This is a genomic window from Pseudomonas sp. BJa3 (genome assembly GCF_026343815.1).
GTDB lineage: Bacteria > Pseudomonadota > Gammaproteobacteria > Pseudomonadales > Pseudomonadaceae > Aquipseudomonas > Aquipseudomonas soli.
On record NZ_JAOXMC010000003.1, the window covers coordinates 322,742 to 339,727 of the forward strand.

Sequence of the window (16,986 nt, forward strand, 5' to 3'; positions counted from 1 at the left end):
TCCTCGTTCGATTCCCTGGACGAAGTTGTACGACGTGTCGCTGCTTGCAGTCATAGATACAAGCAGTGGATCACAGGGTTGTCCAATGCGCGGCATGCCTGCGGCGAGTGCCGGGCAGGCCGTGGCCGAGCGGGCGCGGGGCATGGGTAATGCCGGTGGTGGAAGGCGCCGGACGCCAGGGGTGGGTGTTGCGGAAACGTTTATGCTAATTTTTCTTGATTGAACGGTCAGTCAATAAAGTATTTCTGACTTTTTCTTGCGGCTTTCTTCTTGTAGTTTTGCAGGTCTTTTCTTCAGGGAGCTGAACATGCAAGGCAAGGCGCGCAAGGTCGTCCAGGCCATCCTTTACGAGGCCATCGCCGTGGCCTGCGTGGCGCCGGTACTGGAGCTGGCATTCGGCGCGGGCATGGCGCAGTCGACGGTATTGTCGATCCTCATGTCGGGCATCGCGATGAGCTGGAACATGGCCTACAACTGGGCCTTCGAGCGCTGGGAGGCGCGCCAGCACCAGCGCAGCCGCACCTTGCTGCGGCGCCTGCTGCATGCCTTGGGTTTCGAGGGCGGGCTGGTGCTGATCCTGCTGCCGCTGGTGGCGTACTGGCTGGATATCGGCCTGTGGGCGGCGCTGGTGACCAACCTGGCGTTGTTCGTGTTCTTCTTCGTCTATGCGTTCGTGTTCCAGTGGGGTTTCGACAAGGTTTTCGACGTGCCGGTTTCGGCGCGGGAAGCGGCGAAGGGCTGCTGATTCGGAGTTGTGCAGGGGATTGGGCGACTGCCTTGCAGCGCCTGTGAGATCGAGCGCCGCCCGCGCGGCGCTCGATCTCAAGAACGCCGCAACACTTTCGCCGAACACCTCGAAACACTCCCTCATCTGCAATCCCCAGATTTCCCCTTTACCCGCCGCATCGCCATAATCCTCCATCCACATTTGCCAGGCCCCGCATCGATGCCGCGCCCGATCATCCTGCCGCTCGCCGAGAACTACCGCCATGGCGAGCACATCGCCCCGCACTGCCATGATCGCGCCCAGTTGATCCATGCCATCAGTGGCGTGGTCACGGTCAGTGCCCGCGAGGGCAACTGGGTGGTCCCGCCGGGGCGAGGCGTGTGGGTACCGGCGGCCGTCGAACACGAACTGCGCATGGCCGGCGTGGTGCGCATGCGCACCCTGTTCGTCGACCCGGGCGCGCGCCCGGACCTGCCGCGCCAATGCCAGGTGATCGAGATCTCGCCGTTGCTGCGCGAGCTGATCATCCGGGCAATGGACATAGCTCCTGATCATCCGGCGCAAGGCCGCGAGGCGCGAATCATGCAACTCATACTCGATGAAATCCGCGTGCTCCCGGTGTTCGCCCTGCATGTGCCAAGCCCGCATTCAGCGCATCTGCAAAGGTTGTGCGAGGCGCTGCGCCAGGCGCCGTCCGAGGACTGGGGCCTGGCCCGCGCAGCGGCCCACAGTGGCCTGAACCCGCGTACCCTGACCCGCGCCTTCCAACGCGAGACCGGCCTGAGCCTGGTGCAGTGGCTGCGGCGCATGCGCCTGTTGGCCAGCCTGGATGCCCTGGCGGCCGGGCAGTCGGTGCTGGAGGTGGCGCTGGACCTGGGCTACGACAGCCCAAGCGCGTTCAGCGCGATGTTCCGCCGTACCCTCGGGGTGTCGCCATCGGTCTACTTCGGCAGGACCGCCGAGCGCTGGTAGGCCAGCCCCGGTGCTTCGTCCCAGCCGCCGCCCAGCGCGGTGAACAGGTTGACCTCGGCCAGCAACTGCGCCAGGCGATCACTGATCAGGCCTTGCTGGGCGCTGAACAGCGAGCGCTGCGCATCGAGGAACGTGAGGCTGCTGTCGATGCCGGTGCGGTAGCGGTTCTCGGCCAGGTCGTGATAGCGCTGGCTAGCCTCGACCAGGTCGCGCTGGGCCTGCAGTTGCTGCTGGTAGGTGGTACGCGCCGCCAGCCCATCGGCCACCTCCTGGAAGGCGGTCTGGATCGATTTTTCGTAGCGCGCCACCTGCATGTCCTTTTGCAGCTTGGCGTAGTCGAGGCTGGCGCGCAGGCTGCCGGCATTGAACAGCGGCATGTTCACTTGCGGTTGGAACAGCCAGCTGCCGGTGCCGGCATCGAACAGGTCGGCCAGCTCGCGGCTGCTGCTGCCGGCGTTGGCGGTCAGGCTGATGCTCGGAAAGAACGCCGCCCGTGCCGCGCCGATGTTGGCGTTGGCGGCCTGCAACTGGTATTCGGCCTGGCGGATATCGGGCCGGCGTTGCAGCAGGTCGGCGGGCAGGCCGGCCGGCACCCGGGCGATCTGCTCGTCGGCCAGGGGCAGGGGCGGCAAGTGCTCATCGACCTGCGCGCCGACCAGGCGCTGCAACTGGTTGAGATCCTGGGCGGCCAGGCGGGTATAGCGCGCCACGGCGGCGCGGGTGCTGTCGACGCGGGTGGTGGCCTGGATCTGGTCGAGCGCCGACAGCGTGCCGGTGCGGCGCTGGCGTTGGGTCAGGCGCAGGCTTTTCTCGTCGGCCTGCAAGGTCTGGCGCGACAGGGCCAGCAACTCCTGGTCGGCGCGCCAGGTCAGGTAGGCGCCAGCAACGCTGCTGATCAGGCTGAGCTCGGCGCCGCGCCGGGCTTCGTCGGTGGCCAGGTAGGTCAGCAGGGCCTGGTCGCTGAGGCTGCGCAGGCGGCCAAACAGGTCCAGTTCGTAGGCGCTGATGCCGACGGTGGCCGATTGCTGGGTGCTGATCACGCCCTCGTCACCGGTACGTCGCCGGGGCAGATACTGGCGCGTGCCCTGGGCATTGGCGGCGATCTTCGGCAGCAGTTCGGCGCGCTGGATGCGGTACTGAGCGCGGTACGCTTCGGTATTGAGCAGGGCCACGCGCAGGTCGCGGTTGTTGGCCAGCGCGGTGTCCAGCAGTTGGCGCAGTACCGGGTCGCGGAACACTCCCGGCCAGTCGCGAGGCAGCGCCGTGGTAGACGGTCCGCCTCTGTAGGCGGGGCCGCTCGGGTATTGCTCGGCGCTAGGAGAGGGAGGGCGTTGGTAGTCGGGGGCCAGGCTGCAGCCGGACAGTACAAGAGCAAGCAAGGGCAGGGTGATTCGCGGCATGGCAGGGTCTCTGGGTTCAGGTGCCGGCCATCCAGCGGGCCAGGCCGTGGCGTCCGCTGACACCGAGCTTGGCGGTGGCGCGTTTGAGGTAGGTCTCGATCGAGCTGCTCTTCACGTTCAGGCGCTGGGCCATCTGTGGCACCGTGCCGCCGGTGAGCAGGCCGATGCACACCTCCTGCTCGCGGCTGGACAGGCGGATTGCGTCTTGCTCCAGGCGCTCGGTGAACACCTGGCGCAGCGACCCGGCCTCATCGGGCAGCAGGCCGCCCGGTCGGCGATTGGCCGCCTGCAGGAACAGCTGGGCGTGATGCTCGACCAACGGCAGCAGTGTGTCGGACAGGCGCTTGAGCAGCGACAGCTCGGCCAAAGAAAACATTCCCTCGCTGCGTAACCGTTGGCAGCAGATGACCCAACGTCGGTTGCCGCTGCGCGATACCAGGTTGCACTGGTGCACGGGGGCGTTTATCTGGATCAGCAGCGGGTCTTCCATGCGCATGATGCTTTGCAGCAGGGGGTGTCGCAGAGGCTCCTGAACCGGTGTTTCCTCGGGGCGGCCGGCACTGCCCAGTACCTTGACCTGGCGGATGCTGGCCTGGTCGCTGTCGAGGGTCCACTCGCTGAGGTCGAGCCGATGGATCGGCACCTGGTCGCCGATCAGCTGGAGCATCTGTTCGGCGAAGGTGCTATCGCCGGTGCTGGCAACCAGTGCCCCCAGTTGCAGGTACAAGTGCGGGTCGTGGCAGTGTTCGAGGCTGTCGATCAGCTTCATGTGCTTGTCTTCCTTGATCCGGTAACGCGGCGGGTCTCGCGGTCGAGTCCTCTCTGTGCTGGGGCTTGGCGCTATTGAATAGCAGGCTCCGAGCCTGCGTCTGTAGCGGAAAGCGGGGACAGGAAATGCCAATTAATCCGATAAGAAAAGTCGGTGTTTCGCCGCCTATAGACCCTGTGAATCAATGGATTGTCGGACAATTCGTGCTGGTAAGCGGCGAGATCGGCGGCGTTCGCCACGTTCGCGCATGCGAGTAGGCCGCTGTCGGCTGCCCGGTAGCGTCAATGTCCTACAAAAGATTCCGCAGGCTCAGGCCGAGCAAAAGCACCCTTGCCATTGTCCGGGTTTGGGGGGCCATACATGGGCTTGGGGGGGGTGCTTGAATCCGTGGACGCCCCCTGTTTCAAGGAAGATCCACGCCATGTCCGCCGCCGACACATTCCCCCTGACCTGCGCCCAGCGCGACATCTGGCTCGACCAGATCAGCCATGGCGACTCACCGCTCTACAATGTCGGCGGCTATCTCGCGTTCGATGGCACTGTTGACTGCGACCTGCTGCGGCGCGCGCTGGACCATCTGGTTGGGCTGCACGACGGGCTGCGCATGGTGCTGGTGCCTGAGGCCGGGGAGGATGGCGTGGCCCGCCAGCGCTTCCTGCCCCAGATGAGGGTGCCACTGGACGAGCACGATCTGCGCGGGCAGACGGCGGCGTTCGCAGCTGCGCAGTGCCTGGCCAAGACTTTGCTGCAGCAGCCTTTCACCCTCGACACCGGGCCGCTGCTGCGCATGGCAGTGCTGCACATCGATGCCGAGTGCAGCTTGCTGATGGCGCAGGCTCATCACTTGATCCTCGACGGCTGGGGCCTTGAGCAACTGCTCCATCTGCTGGGTCAGTACTACGGCCTGCTTGAGCAGGGGCAGGTATTGCCAGGCACGGCACCGTCCTACAAGGCGTTCATCGAAGATGACCAGGCCTACCAGGGATCGGCCCGCCAACAACGCGATCTGGCTTACTGGCTGGGGCGCTACGCACAGCTGCCGGATGCGCTGCTGCGGCCCAGAGAGCAGGGGCTGCCCCTTGGCGCCACGCCAAGCCATGCCCTGGAGCGCAGTTTCGATGGTGCCCTGCTGGCCCGAATGCAGAACCTGGCCGACGCGCTGCAAGGGTCGGTAGCCCATGTGCTGCTGGCAGCCTTGCATGTGTGCTGCGCCAGGGCCTGGCAGCGCGACGACTGGGTGGTCGGCCTGCCGGTGCGCAACCGTGGAAGTGCGCGGGCCAAGGCCACGCTGGGCCTGTTCGTTCAGGTAAACGCCTTGCGCATGGACTTCGGCAGGACCTTGAGCTTCGCCGAGTTGGTACGCGGCATCGGCGATGCGCTTAGGCGTGACCTGCGCCACCAGCGCTTGCCGCTGAGCGAGTTAAACCGTGCGCTGGGCTTGTCCCGCGAGGCGCGCGGGCAGTTGTTCGAGATCACCGTGTCCTACGAGCAAGAGCGCCACGACTTGCGTTACGGCAGCCTCGGCGCGCACAGCGTCAAGGTGTGCAACGACCACGAACCCACGCCGTTGTCGCTCTACCTGCGCAGTAACCCGCACAATGGCAAGGCCTGGCTGCACTTGGTGTACAACCAGGGCTGGCTGGCACCCGAGGACGTCGAGGTGTTCAGCACGCGCCTGCTTCATGTGCTGGCCCAAGGGCTCGAGCAACCCCAGGCGGGCATCGACAGCTACGACCTGTTGCTTGCCGAGGAACACCAGCGCCTGCGCCAGTGGAACGCCACCGCCCAAGACCCCGAGGGCCCGACCCTGATTCACCGCCGTATCGAAGCCCAGGCCGCAACACGCGCCGAGGCGACGGCCGCCGTGCATCAGGGGCGCAGCCTGAGCTATGGCGAGCTGAACGACCGCGCCAACCAGCTTGCCGTGCAGCTGCTGGCCATGGGCGTGCTGCCAGAGCAGCGGGTGGCGGTGCTCGCCCGGCGTGGCCTGGACACCCTGGTCGGCTTGCTTGCGGTGCTCAAGGCCGGCGCGGCCTATGTGCCGGTGGACCCGGCGCACCCGAGCGAGCGCCTGCAGTACCTGATCGATGACTGCGCACCGACGGTGGTGCTGACCCTCTCAAACCTGCGTGACCGCCTGCCGGTCACCAACGTGCCGGTTATCGAGCTGGACCGCCTGCCATCGGCCACGGCTGGGCTGGCCAACCCCCAGGTAGAGCGGCTGTCCGGCGCCAACCTGGTCTACGTGATCTACACCTCCGGTTCCACCGGCCAACCCAAGGGCGTGATGGTCGAGCACCGCATGCTGGCCAACCTGGTCGACTGGCACTGCGCCGCCTTCGATCTGCGCTCTGGCAGCCATACCTCCAGCCTGGCCGGTTTCGGCTTCGATGCCATGGCCTGGGAAGTCTGGCCAGCCCTGTGCGCCGGCGCGACGCTGCACCTGGCGCCGGTGGGCGAGGGGGGCGAGGATATCGATGCGTTGCTGCGCTGGTGGCGCGCCCAGCCGCTGCAGGTCAGCTTCCTGCCCACGCCCGTGGCCGAACACGCCTTCGCCCAGGGCGAGCCACACCCGACCTTGCAGACCTTGCTGGTCGGCGGCGACCGCCTGCGGCGCCTGGCGCGGGAGCGAGGTTGCCGGATCATCAACAACTACGGCCCGACCGAGGCCACGGTGGTCGCCAGCGCTGGCGAGGTATGCCCGGGGCAGGTGCTGCATATCGGCGCGCCGGTGGCCAATGCGCGGCTATACGTGCTGGACGCCCAGGGGCGGCAACTGCCGGTGGGCGCCGTCGGCGAATTGTACATTGGTGGCGCGGGGGTCGCCCGTGGCTACCTGAACCGCCCGGAACTTACCGCCGAACGCTTCCTCGACGACCCCTTCACCCAGCAGCCCGGGGCGCGGATGTACCGCACAGGAGACCTGGTGCGCTGGTTGCCCGAGGGCACTCTGGAATACCTGGGCCGTAGTGACGACCAGGTGAAGATTCGTGGGGTGCGAGTGGAGTTGGGCGAGATCGAGAGCGCGCTGGGCTGCCATGAGGATGTGCGCGAGGCCGTGGTGCTGCTGCGTGACGGGCAACTGGTGGCCTGGTATGTAGCAGGGCAGGTGCTTGACCCGCTGGACCTGCACGAGCACCTGCGCAAGCGCTTGCCTGCGGCCTTGCTGCCGACGGCCTATGTGGCGATGGCGGCCTGGCCGCTCACCACCAATGGCAAGCTCGACCGGCGCGCCTTGCCGGCACCGAACCGTGAAGCCTTGGTACGGCGCAGCCACGAACCGCCGCAGGGCGACCTCGAACAGCGCTTGGCTGCGCTGTGGGCCGAATTGCTGGAGGTGGAGCAGATCGGGCGGCATGATCACTTCTTCGAACTGGGGGGCCATTCGCTGCTGGCGGTACGCCTGATCGAGCGCATGCGCCAGGCAGGGCTGCACGCCGATGCCCAGGTGCTGTTCGGCCAGCCGACCCTGGCCAGCCTCGCCGCGTCGCTGGGCAGCGCCCCCGCACAAGCGGTACCGGCCAATCGTGTGCCGCCGGGTTGCCAGCGCATCACCCCCGAGATGCTGGCCTTGACCCACCTCGACCAGGCCAGCATCGACCAGATCGTCGGCACGGTTCCGGGCGGCGCGGCCAATGTGCAGGAGATCTACCCCCTGGCACCATTGCAGGAAGGATTGCTGTACCACCATCTCACCGACGAGCGCGATCCCTACCTGCAACAGGCGCTGTTCGCCTTCGACAGCAGGGCGGCGCTGGAGGCGTTCAACCAGGCCCTGGCCGGGGTCATCGAACGTCACGATATCCTGCGCACCAGCCTGGCCTGGGAAGGCCTGGCGCAGCCCCAGCAGGTGGTGTGGCGCCAGGCCGGGCTGCAAGTGAACGTCCTCGGGCCCGGACCTGGCGAAGCGGCCGTGCGGCTGCGCGACCAGGGGCTGCGATTGGACTTGCGCCAGGCGCCGATGATGGCCTTGAGCTGTGTGGAGGACAGTACCCAGGCGCGATGGTTGGGCCTGCTGTATTTCCACCACCTGGTTAACGACGCGGTCTCGGTACAGGTGCTGTTTGCTGAATTGGCGACGCTGATGGCAGGCGAAGGTCATGCACTGCCTGTCCCGGTGGCTTACCGCAACTATGTGGCGTTGAGCCGCGATGAGAGCCGGCAGGCGAGCCATGAACGCTACCTGCGCGAGTCCTTGGCCGGGGTAGAGGCGCCGCCGCGGTTGGCCGGCATGGCTGAGGGGCCGGCTGTGATGGCGCATGTCGAAACCTGCGTCGTCGACTTGCCTGAGGCCCTGGCCGCCACCCTGCGCCAGAGCACGCGCCAGCATGACGTTGGCCTCGGCAGCTTGATGCATCTGGCCTGGGCGCAGGTGCTGGGGGCGTTGGGCGGCCGTGACGAAGTGGTATTCGGCACCGTGTTGCTGGGCCGGATGATGGCCGGCGAGGGCGCCGACCGAGCGCTGGGCATGTTCATCAACAGCCTGCCGCTGCGGGTGTCACTGGTGGAACGCAACGTGGCCCAGGCCTTGGCTGGAATCCACGGCCAGCTGGCGGAGTTGCTTGCGCATGAGGACGCGCCATTGGTCCTGGCCCAACGCTGCAGCGGCCTGCCGGCCGGCGTGGCGCTGTTCGACAGCCTGCTCAATTATCGGCATGGCGCGGCGCAGACTGCATCGTTGCCGGGCGTGACGCTGCTTGAGGCCAGCGAGGTGCACAGCCATGCCCTGGTGCTGACCGTGGACGAGCAGGGCGATACCTTGCGCCTGGGCGTGCGCGCACCCCGTGAGCTGGGCGCCGAGCGCGTGCTCGGGCATGTGTCGTGCGCGCTGCGGGTCTTGGCCGAGGCACTGGCCAGCGAAGCCCCGGTGGCGCTGGAATCGCTGTCGACCTTGCCGGAGGACGAGCGCCGCTACCTGCTGGAAATCGTCAACGCCACCGAGCTGGCGCTGGACCCTGGGTACCCGCATCTGCCTGCCCTGTTCGCCGCCCAGGTGAGGCGTGCGCCGGATGCCGTGGCGCTGCAGACCGAACAGACGCAACTGACCTACCGCGAGCTCGACGCCCAGGCCAATCGCCTGGCGCACCACTTGATCGGCCTCGGCGTGCGGCCCGACACCCGGGTCGCCGTATGCCTCGAGCGCGGCGTGGCGCTGATCGTCGGCCTGCTGGGCGTGCTGAAGGCCGGTGGCGCCTATGTGCCGCTGGACCCCGACCACCCCGACGAGCGGCTGCACTACCTGCTCGCCGACAGCGCACCGCTGGCGCTGTTGTTGCAGGGCGCCACCCGCGGCCTGTTCGATGGCCAGCCAACACCGCTGGTGGACCTGGACCAGGGCGCCTGGCAGGCGCACAGCGACCAGGCGCCCGCGCTGGCGGAGCTTGGTGGCGGGCACCTGGCCTATGTCATGTATACCTCGGGCACCACCGGCACGCCGAAGGGCGTGATGGTCGAGCACCGCGGGCTGTGCAACCTGATGCGCTGGGGCAGCGACCTGTGCCCGCCGCAGGCCGATGATGCGTTGCTGCAACGGGCGCCGTTCAGTTTCGACGGTTCGGTGTGGGAGCTGTTCTGGCCGTTGTGCGCGGGGCTGCGTCTGGTGCTGGCGCGTCCCGACGGTCACCGTGATCCGGCCTACCTGGCGCAACTGATCGAGGCCCGCAGGGTGACCACCGTGAAGTTCGTGCCGGCCTTGTTGCATGCATTCCTCGACACCCCGGGCGTGGAGCGCTGCACCAGCCTGCGCGATCTGTTCTGCGGTGGCGGCGAACTGACCCTGGCACTGGCGCAGCGGGTGCGCGAGCGACTGCCCCAGGTGCGCCTGCACAATGTCTATGGCCCCACCGAGGCCACCGTCGACAGTACCGTCTGGACGCTGGAGCCGGGGCAACCACTGCCCATCAACGCTCCCCCGATCGGGCGGGCGATCGCCAACACGCGCCTGTATGTGCTCGATGAGCATGACCGGCCTGTACCCGTGGGCTGCCCTGGTGAATTGCACATCGGCGGCATAGGCGTGGCGCGTGGCTACCTGGGCTTGCCGGTCCTGCAGGCCGAACGCTTCATTCCCAGCCCGTTCGTGGCCGGTGACCGGCTGTATCGCACCGGCGACCTGGTGCGTTACCGCGCCGATGGCGAGCTGGAGTTCCTGGGCCGCAACGATTTCCAGGTCAAGCTCAATGGTTTGCGTATCGAACCGGGGGAAATCGAGGCGCTACTTGCGAGCCACCCGGCCCTGGGCCAGGCCGTTGTGCTGGTGCGCGATCATCGCCTGGTGGCATATGCCAGCTGCCGCGATGGCCACGCCGCGCCCGCGCTGGAAGCGTTGCGTGCCTACCTGCTGGCGCGCCTGCCGGCCTACATGGTGCCGTCGGCCTACGTGCTGCTGGCCGAGCTGCCGCTGAGCGCCAATGGCAAGGTCGATCGCAACGCCTTGCCGGTGCCGGGCGCTGCGGCGGTAATCAGCCGGGCCTACCAGGCACCGCGCGATGAGCTAGAGCAGACGCTGGCGCAGATCTGGACCGAAGTGCTGAAGATCGAGCAGGTCGGTCGCGACGACAATTTCTTCGAGTTGGGCGGGCATTCGCTGCTGGCGGTCAGCCTGGTGGCGCGCATGCGCCAGGCCGGCTTGCACGCCGATGCGAGGTTGCTGTTCAGCCAGCCGACGCTGGCGGAACTGGCGGCCAATACGCGGCGCGATCAGGTACAGGTGGAGATCGCCCAGACCACCGTCCCGGTGCTGAAGGGCAGGCGGCGGATCTGATGGAGTAGCGTGACGAGCACTGCGTGGGGGACTACTTCGGCGAGATGCGATAGACGCAGCGCCGGTCCCCCGAGATCAGGTGCTCGCAGCGTTCCACCAGCCCTTGCTCGCCGATCGCCGCCTGGAACACCTGCAGCTCGCTGCGGCAGAAACCTTGGCAACGGGTGGCTGCGATGCAGATGGGGCAGTGATTCTCGACGATCAGCCAGTTGTCGCCGTCGGCCTGGATCTCGGCCATGTAGCCTGCGCGCTCACGCAATTGCACAAGGATGCGCACCTTGTCTTCCAGGCTTTCGGCACCTGCGCAGGCTTGCTGGTACTCGCGGCTGTTGCTGTCTTCCATGCGGCTGATCAGGCGGTCGACGCCGTCGCTGCCGAACACTTGCTCGACGCTCTCGATCAGTTGCAGGGTCAACACGCTGTGGGAATCAGGGAAGCGGCGCTGGGCGGCGGCGGTCAACGCCCATTTCTGCGAAGGCCGCCCGGCGCCCTTGGCCGGCACGCTGATGCCGCTGATCAGTTCGGCCGCTTGCAGTTTCTGCACCTGCTGGCGGGTGGCTTCGAAGGTGATGGCGAGCAATTGGGCAAGGTCGGCGGTCTTGAGCGGCCCGCGGGTCTTGAGCAGGAACAGGATGCGGTCGGCGGTGCAGTTCGAATCTACGGTGGTCGAGGTCATGGAGCGCTGGAAACCGGGCGTGAATGAGCGGATCGGGCACTCTCCTGGGCCATCCTTTGCGCAGGCAAGTGGACGAAGGATAGCCCGGATTCGCGGTGATTTGTGCAAGGGGGAACAATTATCGATAAGAAAATTTATATGCGATAAAAATATAAAAGGTATTAGTTGTATTTATTTGATCCGCGTCTAGGCTGATCTGCGGAGCCTGTGCTTGCCGGTCCCAGGGAGGGGTGCGTGCAAGTGCGTCAACACCTTGCTGGCAAATGCCGGGCATGGGCCCATCAACAACAACTCGACAGGGATGTGAGTGCATGAATGCCCAGAAACCCGTGACCATCTATGAACATGCCGATGAAGTGAGCAGCCTGCAGAGCGTGGTCGACCTGGTGAAGCTCTCCGACCAGTACCGCCAGTCCGCCATCCTGCATTCGGCGCTGGCCCAGCGCGTGTTCGACCACACCCGCCAGCCAGTCGGTGCCGAGGCTTTGAGCGATGCGCTGGGTTGGGTGCCGAACAAGGGCCGGATCTTCCTCAACGCGCTGGTGGCCATGGGCCTGCTCAAGCGCACCGCCCAAGGCTTCGAGAACCTGCCGCTGAGCCAGCGTTTCCTGGTCAGCGACAGCGCCGAGTTCATCGGCCCTATCATCGACCACCAGCGCCTGCAGTGGCACAACTGGCCACGCCTGGACGAAGTCCTGCGCAGCCGTGCCTCGCTGGACTTCCAGCAGGAGAACCGCTTCAAGCACGACCTGGCGGCCCGCGATGCCTTCAACGACGCCATGGTCCGTTTCAGCCAGCCCATGGTGGATGTGCTGCGTGACCTGCCGCTGTTCGACAAGGCCCGTCGGGTGATCGACCTCGCCGGCGGCCACGGCACCTACCTCGCCGAGATCGCCAGCCGACATCCGCAGGTCAAAGGCGAGGTCTGGGACCTGGAGCCCACCCGCGAGGCGGCCGCGGCCACCTTCGCCAAGTACCGGCTCGACGACCGTCTTGGCTTCCATGCCCGCAACCTGCTGGACCTGGCCCAGTACCAGGGCGAGCGCGCCGATGTGGTGATGCTCAACGACTGCCTGCACTATTTCACCCGTGAGCAGGTGCGCACCCTGATCGCCGGCGCCGCCGGCATGGTCGAGGACGACGGCGCGCTGCTGGTGCTGAGCATGGCCCTGGAAGACGATGAGATTCATCCCGCCCTGTCGGCCGACTTCTCCCTGCACATGATGCTCAACACGGTCAACGGTGAACTGCACCCCAGCCGTTACCTGATCGACAGCATGGCAGCGGCGGGGCTCACGGTGGAGCAGGAGCCGATCGGCCGCTATACCCTGCTGATCGGGCGGAGGGCTGCCTGATGTTGCGTCTATTGGCATTGCACGCCGCGCCGCTCGGTGACGCGGCTGCCCAGGCCCTTGACAGCCTGGGCAGCGCTGCGGCGGCAGCGGGTTTCAGCCTGCAGGTCAGCCAGAAGCCGGCCGGCCAGGGGCCGGTGGACGCGGTCTGCCTGCTGCTCGACAGCGCCACGCCCCCGGGGGCGCTGAACACCTTGCTCAGCGAGGCCGCAGGGCTGTGCCGCAATACCGCGCTGGTGCTGGTGCGGGTGCAAGGTACGCTGGCGCAGTTGCCGTCCGCCACGGGGGTGATCGCCCAGTGGCAGCAGGCCAGCCATGGCTTCCTCTATCCGTACCCGCTGGATATCGCCAGCGGGCAGGTGCCCGGGGTGGTGATCAAGGACTGGTTGGCGGGCTTCGCCAAGTTCGCCGCGGCCACCAAGCTGTGGCGCTCCCTCGACGGCCTGGGGCTGGACGAGGCGGCGCGGGCCAGGCAGCGCCCGGAAATGAACCACGTGAACATCCTGACCCGCGACCTGGAGGCGTCCAAGGCCTTCTACAGCGACATACTCGGCGCGAACTACTGCTACAACCTCGGCCCGCGCAAGGCAGTCATGGAGCTTAACGGCTTCGACTTCTTCATCGAGCAGAGCGAGTCGTTCAGCTACCCGGCCGGCTACCACATCGGCATACGGGCACTGCCCGAGGATGTAAGGCGCATTGCCGACCAGGTCACCGCCGCCGGCACCATCAAGCTGGTCAAGGGCAACGGCCCGGCTCCGGGTTATCACCATGGGCCGGACAACGTGCGCAGCGCCGTGTACTTCGAAGACCCCGATGGCCTGGTGATCGAGGTGTACAGCGCCGAAGTGGAGATGATCGAAAGCAACCCGCGGTTGCTCCTCGACCGTCTCTGATCCCACGTCGTCACACGCCTGCCGCGCCTTTGCGCGTGCAGGCCTGTGCCCAGGCAGGTATTTGCATGAACAGCTACAAACAGTGGCATTGGCCACGGCTGCCCAGCCCGCTGCCCAAGGATGTCAGCGACCGGGCATTGATGGGCTATCCCGAGCAGTACCAGGAGCATCCCCTGCAGGCCAAGGTCAGCGAGGCGTTCGCCGATCTGCTCCAGGCTCCGCTGGATGTCCTGCTCGCCATCCTGGAACAGCCGCGCCAGCCTTTGGCGCGTCGCATCGGCGCCGGCGAGGTGTTGGCGCTGCGCGGTGATCCACGCATCGACACCTTCGCTCCGGACATGATCGACATTCCCGCGGCGCGGGTGCACATCGGCCTGGACCCAGGCGCGGTGACGCAGGTGATGGAGCAGTTCGACGGGCTGGGCCTGGACCGCAGCTGGATCGACAAGGAGACCCCGCGCCACGCGGTCGAGCTGGCGGCGTTCCGCATCGCCCGCTTCCCGGTCACGCACCAGGAGTATCGCCAGTTCCTGCTCGACAGCGGTCATACCGGCATCCCCGACGGCTGGGCCTTCGGCCGCTACCCACGGCACCATGCCAACCACCCGGTGTACAGCGTCTCGGCCAGTGATGCCGATGCCTATGCCCGCTGGCTCAGCGAGCGTACCGGCCGGCGCTTTGCCCTGCCCACCGAGGCGCAGTGGGAGTATGCCGCCGCCGGCCCCGAAGGGCGGCAGTTCCCCTGGGGTGACGCCTACCAGGTCGAGCATGCCAACACCGCCGAGCTGGGTTATCTGGATAGCACGCCGGTGGGCGTGTTCATCGACGCCGCCTCGCCGTTCGGGGTGCTGGACATGGCCGGCAACGTCGAGGAGTACGTTGCCGAGGACTACCAGCCTTACCCCGGTGGCCCGCGCATCGAGGACGACCTGGTGCTCGATGTCGGCACCCACCGCGTTGCCCGCGGTGGCAGCTTCACCCGTTTCCGCGACCTGGCGCGCACCGCGCGCCGCCACGGGCGTTACCCGCGACCGATCTACGTCATGGGTTTGCGCCTGGTTGAAAACCATAACTGAGTTTTTCCGTCTTCCGTGCAAGAGGTCTGATTCCATGAACAAGGATGTTTCGCTTCACACCATCGTGCCGATTTCCATCCTCGGCGGCGATGTCGATGCCCATTTCTTCGGCTTCAACGGCTTCGCGCGCGACCAGGAGCATTTCGCCGTGGGCATCGGGCGCGATCAGTGCGACGTGCCCCTGGTGCGGGTGCATTCCGAGTGCATCACCGGCGATGTGTTCGGCTCGCAGCGCTGCGATTGCGGCCCGCAGTTGCAGGAGGCCCTGCGTACCCTCAAGGAGGTCGGCGGCTACCTGATCTACCTGCGCCAGGAAGGGCGCGGCATCGGCCTGTATTCCAAGTTCGAGGCCTACCTGCTGCAGGACTCGGGCCTGGACACCTACGAAGCCAACCTGCGCCTCAACCACCTGGCCGACTCGCGTTCCTTCGACCCTGCCGTGCAGATCCTGCGCGCCCTGGGCGTGGACCAGTGCCGCCTGCTGACCAACAACCCGGAGAAGGTCGCCCAGTTGCGCGCCGGCGGCATCGATGTGATCGAGCAGGTACCCACCGGGGTGTTCCTGACCAACCACAACCGCAACTACCTGCAGGCGAAGGCCGTCAAGTCCGCCCATTCGATCAAGCTCTGACCTCCAGCGAAAAAGGATCTTTCGATGAAACACATTGGCCCTATCAGCGGTATAGCCGCCCATGCCGCGCATTTCGTCGCCACCGCCGGCTACGACAACCAGGTGATCCTGTGGAACGCCACCACCGGCGAGCCGATCCACCGCGTGCACCATGACCACCTGGCCAACCAGTGCGCCTTCAGCAGTGACGGCAAGCACCTGGTCAGCGCCAGCAGCGACTACACCGCGCGTATCTGGGAAGTGCCGAGCATGCGTCTGAAGGCCGTGCTGCAGGGGCACAACGACGACGTCGAGATGGCGGTGTTCTCGCCCGACAGCCAGCGCGTGGCGACCTGCTCGCGTGACCACGTGCTGCGCATCTTCGACCTCGATGGCGTGCAACTGCAGGCATTCCATGGCCACCAGGCCGACGTGATCTCGGTGGTCTGGTCGCCGGATGGCCAGCGCCTGATCTCCAGCAGCGATGACGGCACCGTACGCCAGTGGGACACCCGCAGCGGCCAGCAATGCGATGAGGTGGACATCGGTGGCGTGGAAACCGACACCATCGCCATCACCCGCGAAGGTGTGGTGTTCGCCGGCGATGACGAGGGGCGCATCTCGATCATCGCCGATGGCCAGGTGCAGACCGTGCCGGCCCATGCCGCAGGGATCAAGCGCATCGTCTGGAACGACGACAAACGCCTGCTGGTGAGCCTGAGCTATGACCGCTCGGCGATCCTCTGGACGTTTGATGCCGGGCGCAACCTGGTCAAACGCCGCAGCACCGCGCTGCCGAGCATCGTCTGGCCACGCAGCTGCGCCTTCGTTGGCGACGAGCAGCTGGTGTTCGCCACCTTCGGCTCGCGCTACGCCACCTGGAACTACGAGCAGGACCAGTGGCAGGTGTCAGGCATCGAGCCGGCGGTGAGCATCAATGCCGTGGTGCGCAGCGAAGAGCGCCAGTACAGCATCGGCGACGCTGGCATCCTGCACCGTGACGACCAGCCGGTGACTTGTGTCGGCAGCCTGTGCAACTTCCTCCTGCCGTTCGGCCCGTTGCTGCTGACTGGTGGCCAGATGGGCCAGGTGTTCGATGGCCTGTCCGGGCGCATGCTCTACCAGCACCGTTCACCGCTCAACTGTGGTGCCACCTTCGTCAAGCAGGGCGAGGACCTGGCGCTGATCGGCACCTACACCGGCGAAGGCCTGGTGTTCGGTCATGACGGCAAGGGCGGCTTGCGCCTGGTGGCATCGATCCCGATGCACGACAACGCGATCAAGGGCGTGGCCGCCGACGAGCGCCACCTGTTCAGCGTCTGCGCTTCGGCCGACGCCGCGTTGCACAGCATCGCCGACTTCAGCTGCGTGCGGCATATCGAGGCGGCGCATACGCGCATTTCCAACGGCTGCTGCCCGATCACCGGCGGTTTCGCCAGTATCGGCCGCGACCTCAAGTTGCGCCTGTGGCTGGAGACCGGCGACGAGGTGTTCGATTCGCCGCACCAGCATTCGATCAAGTGCATCGCCGCCTCCAGCGATGGCCGGGTGATCGCCACCGCCGCCTACAACGGCACCGTGGCGCTGTTCGACCTGGCCTCGCGGCGCTGGCTGCCGGTGCAGCGGCCCACCGCCAGCGGTATTTCCTGCCTGACCCATGACGCGGCCAGCGATGCGTTCCTGGCCAGTTCCTATGACGGGCGCATCTACGGCATCGACGCCCGCCTGGCATCCTGAAGGAGCAG

11 protein-coding genes are annotated in these 16,986 nt (G+C 66.5%); 8 read left to right on the forward strand and 3 right to left on the reverse strand.

Translation table 11 applies throughout. The features are described from left to right. Positions 1 to 307: 307 nt before the first annotated feature. Both OH705_RS05065 and OH705_RS05070 read left to right on the forward strand, forming a co-directional pair. Positions 308 to 745, forward strand: coding sequence for a PACE efflux transporter (locus OH705_RS05065; protein ID WP_023633207.1), 438 nt, complete (start codon positions 308 to 310; stop codon positions 743 to 745). 201 nt (positions 746 to 946) lie between these two features. Then, complete coding sequence (locus OH705_RS05070) at positions 947 to 1,699, forward strand: AraC family transcriptional regulator (protein ID WP_038706346.1); 753 nt, start codon at positions 947 to 949, stop codon at positions 1,697 to 1,699. Here OH705_RS05070 and OH705_RS05075 read toward each other — a convergent pair. Together OH705_RS05075 and OH705_RS05080 are read right to left on the reverse strand one after the other, a co-directional pair. After that, positions 1,669 to 3,099, reverse strand: a complete 1,431-nt coding sequence (locus OH705_RS05075) for an efflux transporter outer membrane subunit (RefSeq protein WP_267301224.1) — start codon at positions 3,097 to 3,099, stop codon at positions 1,669 to 1,671. The genes OH705_RS05070 and OH705_RS05075 overlap by 31 nt on opposite strands. A 16-nt stretch (positions 3,100 to 3,115) precedes the next feature. Then, positions 3,116 to 3,868, reverse strand: a complete 753-nt coding sequence (locus tag OH705_RS05080; RefSeq protein ID WP_104445199.1) for a helix-turn-helix transcriptional regulator — start codon at positions 3,866 to 3,868, stop codon at positions 3,116 to 3,118. Between the two features lie 421 nt (positions 3,869 to 4,289). On the opposite strand from OH705_RS05080, the gene OH705_RS05085 reads away from it, so the two are divergent. Beyond that, on the forward strand, positions 4,290 to 10,631 hold the full coding sequence (locus OH705_RS05085) for a non-ribosomal peptide synthetase (protein ID WP_267301225.1): 6,342 nt from the start codon (positions 4,290 to 4,292) through the stop codon (positions 10,629 to 10,631). Between the two features lie 31 nt (positions 10,632 to 10,662). Here OH705_RS05085 and OH705_RS05090 read toward each other — a convergent pair whose 3' ends face one another. Next, the gene (locus OH705_RS05090; protein WP_038706343.1) at positions 10,663 to 11,307 is read right to left on the reverse strand and encodes a helix-turn-helix transcriptional regulator; all 645 of its coding nucleotides are present in this window, start codon (positions 11,305 to 11,307) and stop codon (positions 10,663 to 10,665) included. A gap of 311 nt (positions 11,308 to 11,618) precedes the next feature. Between OH705_RS05090 and OH705_RS05095 the strand changes: the two genes are divergently transcribed. The 5 genes from OH705_RS05095 to OH705_RS05115 all read left to right on the forward strand — a co-directional run bounded on the left by OH705_RS05095 (position 11,619) and on the right by OH705_RS05115 (position 16,978). Continuing rightward, positions 11,619 to 12,662, forward strand: a complete 1,044-nt coding sequence (locus OH705_RS05095; protein ID WP_023631667.1) for a methyltransferase — start codon at positions 11,619 to 11,621, stop codon at positions 12,660 to 12,662. After that, complete coding sequence (locus OH705_RS05100; RefSeq protein ID WP_094011433.1) at positions 12,662 to 13,555, forward strand: VOC family protein; 894 nt, start codon at positions 12,662 to 12,664, stop codon at positions 13,553 to 13,555. Before OH705_RS05095 ends, OH705_RS05100 begins: the two co-directional genes overlap by 1 nt. 65 nt (positions 13,556 to 13,620) lie before the next feature. Next, a complete protein-coding gene (locus OH705_RS05105; protein ID WP_104445202.1) occupies positions 13,621 to 14,631 on the forward strand; it encodes a formylglycine-generating enzyme family protein in 1,011 nt (336 codons plus the stop codon). A 34-nt stretch (positions 14,632 to 14,665) separates the two neighbouring features. Further along, positions 14,666 to 15,262, forward strand: a complete 597-nt coding sequence (gene ribA, locus OH705_RS05110) for a GTP cyclohydrolase II RibA (protein ID WP_023630993.1) — start codon at positions 14,666 to 14,668, stop codon at positions 15,260 to 15,262. Between the two features lie 24 nt (positions 15,263 to 15,286). Beyond that, the gene (locus OH705_RS05115) at positions 15,287 to 16,978 is read left to right on the forward strand and encodes a WD40 repeat domain-containing protein (RefSeq protein WP_023630994.1); all 1,692 of its coding nucleotides are present in this window, start codon (positions 15,287 to 15,289) and stop codon (positions 16,976 to 16,978) included. Positions 16,979 to 16,986: the final 8 nt, after the last annotated feature.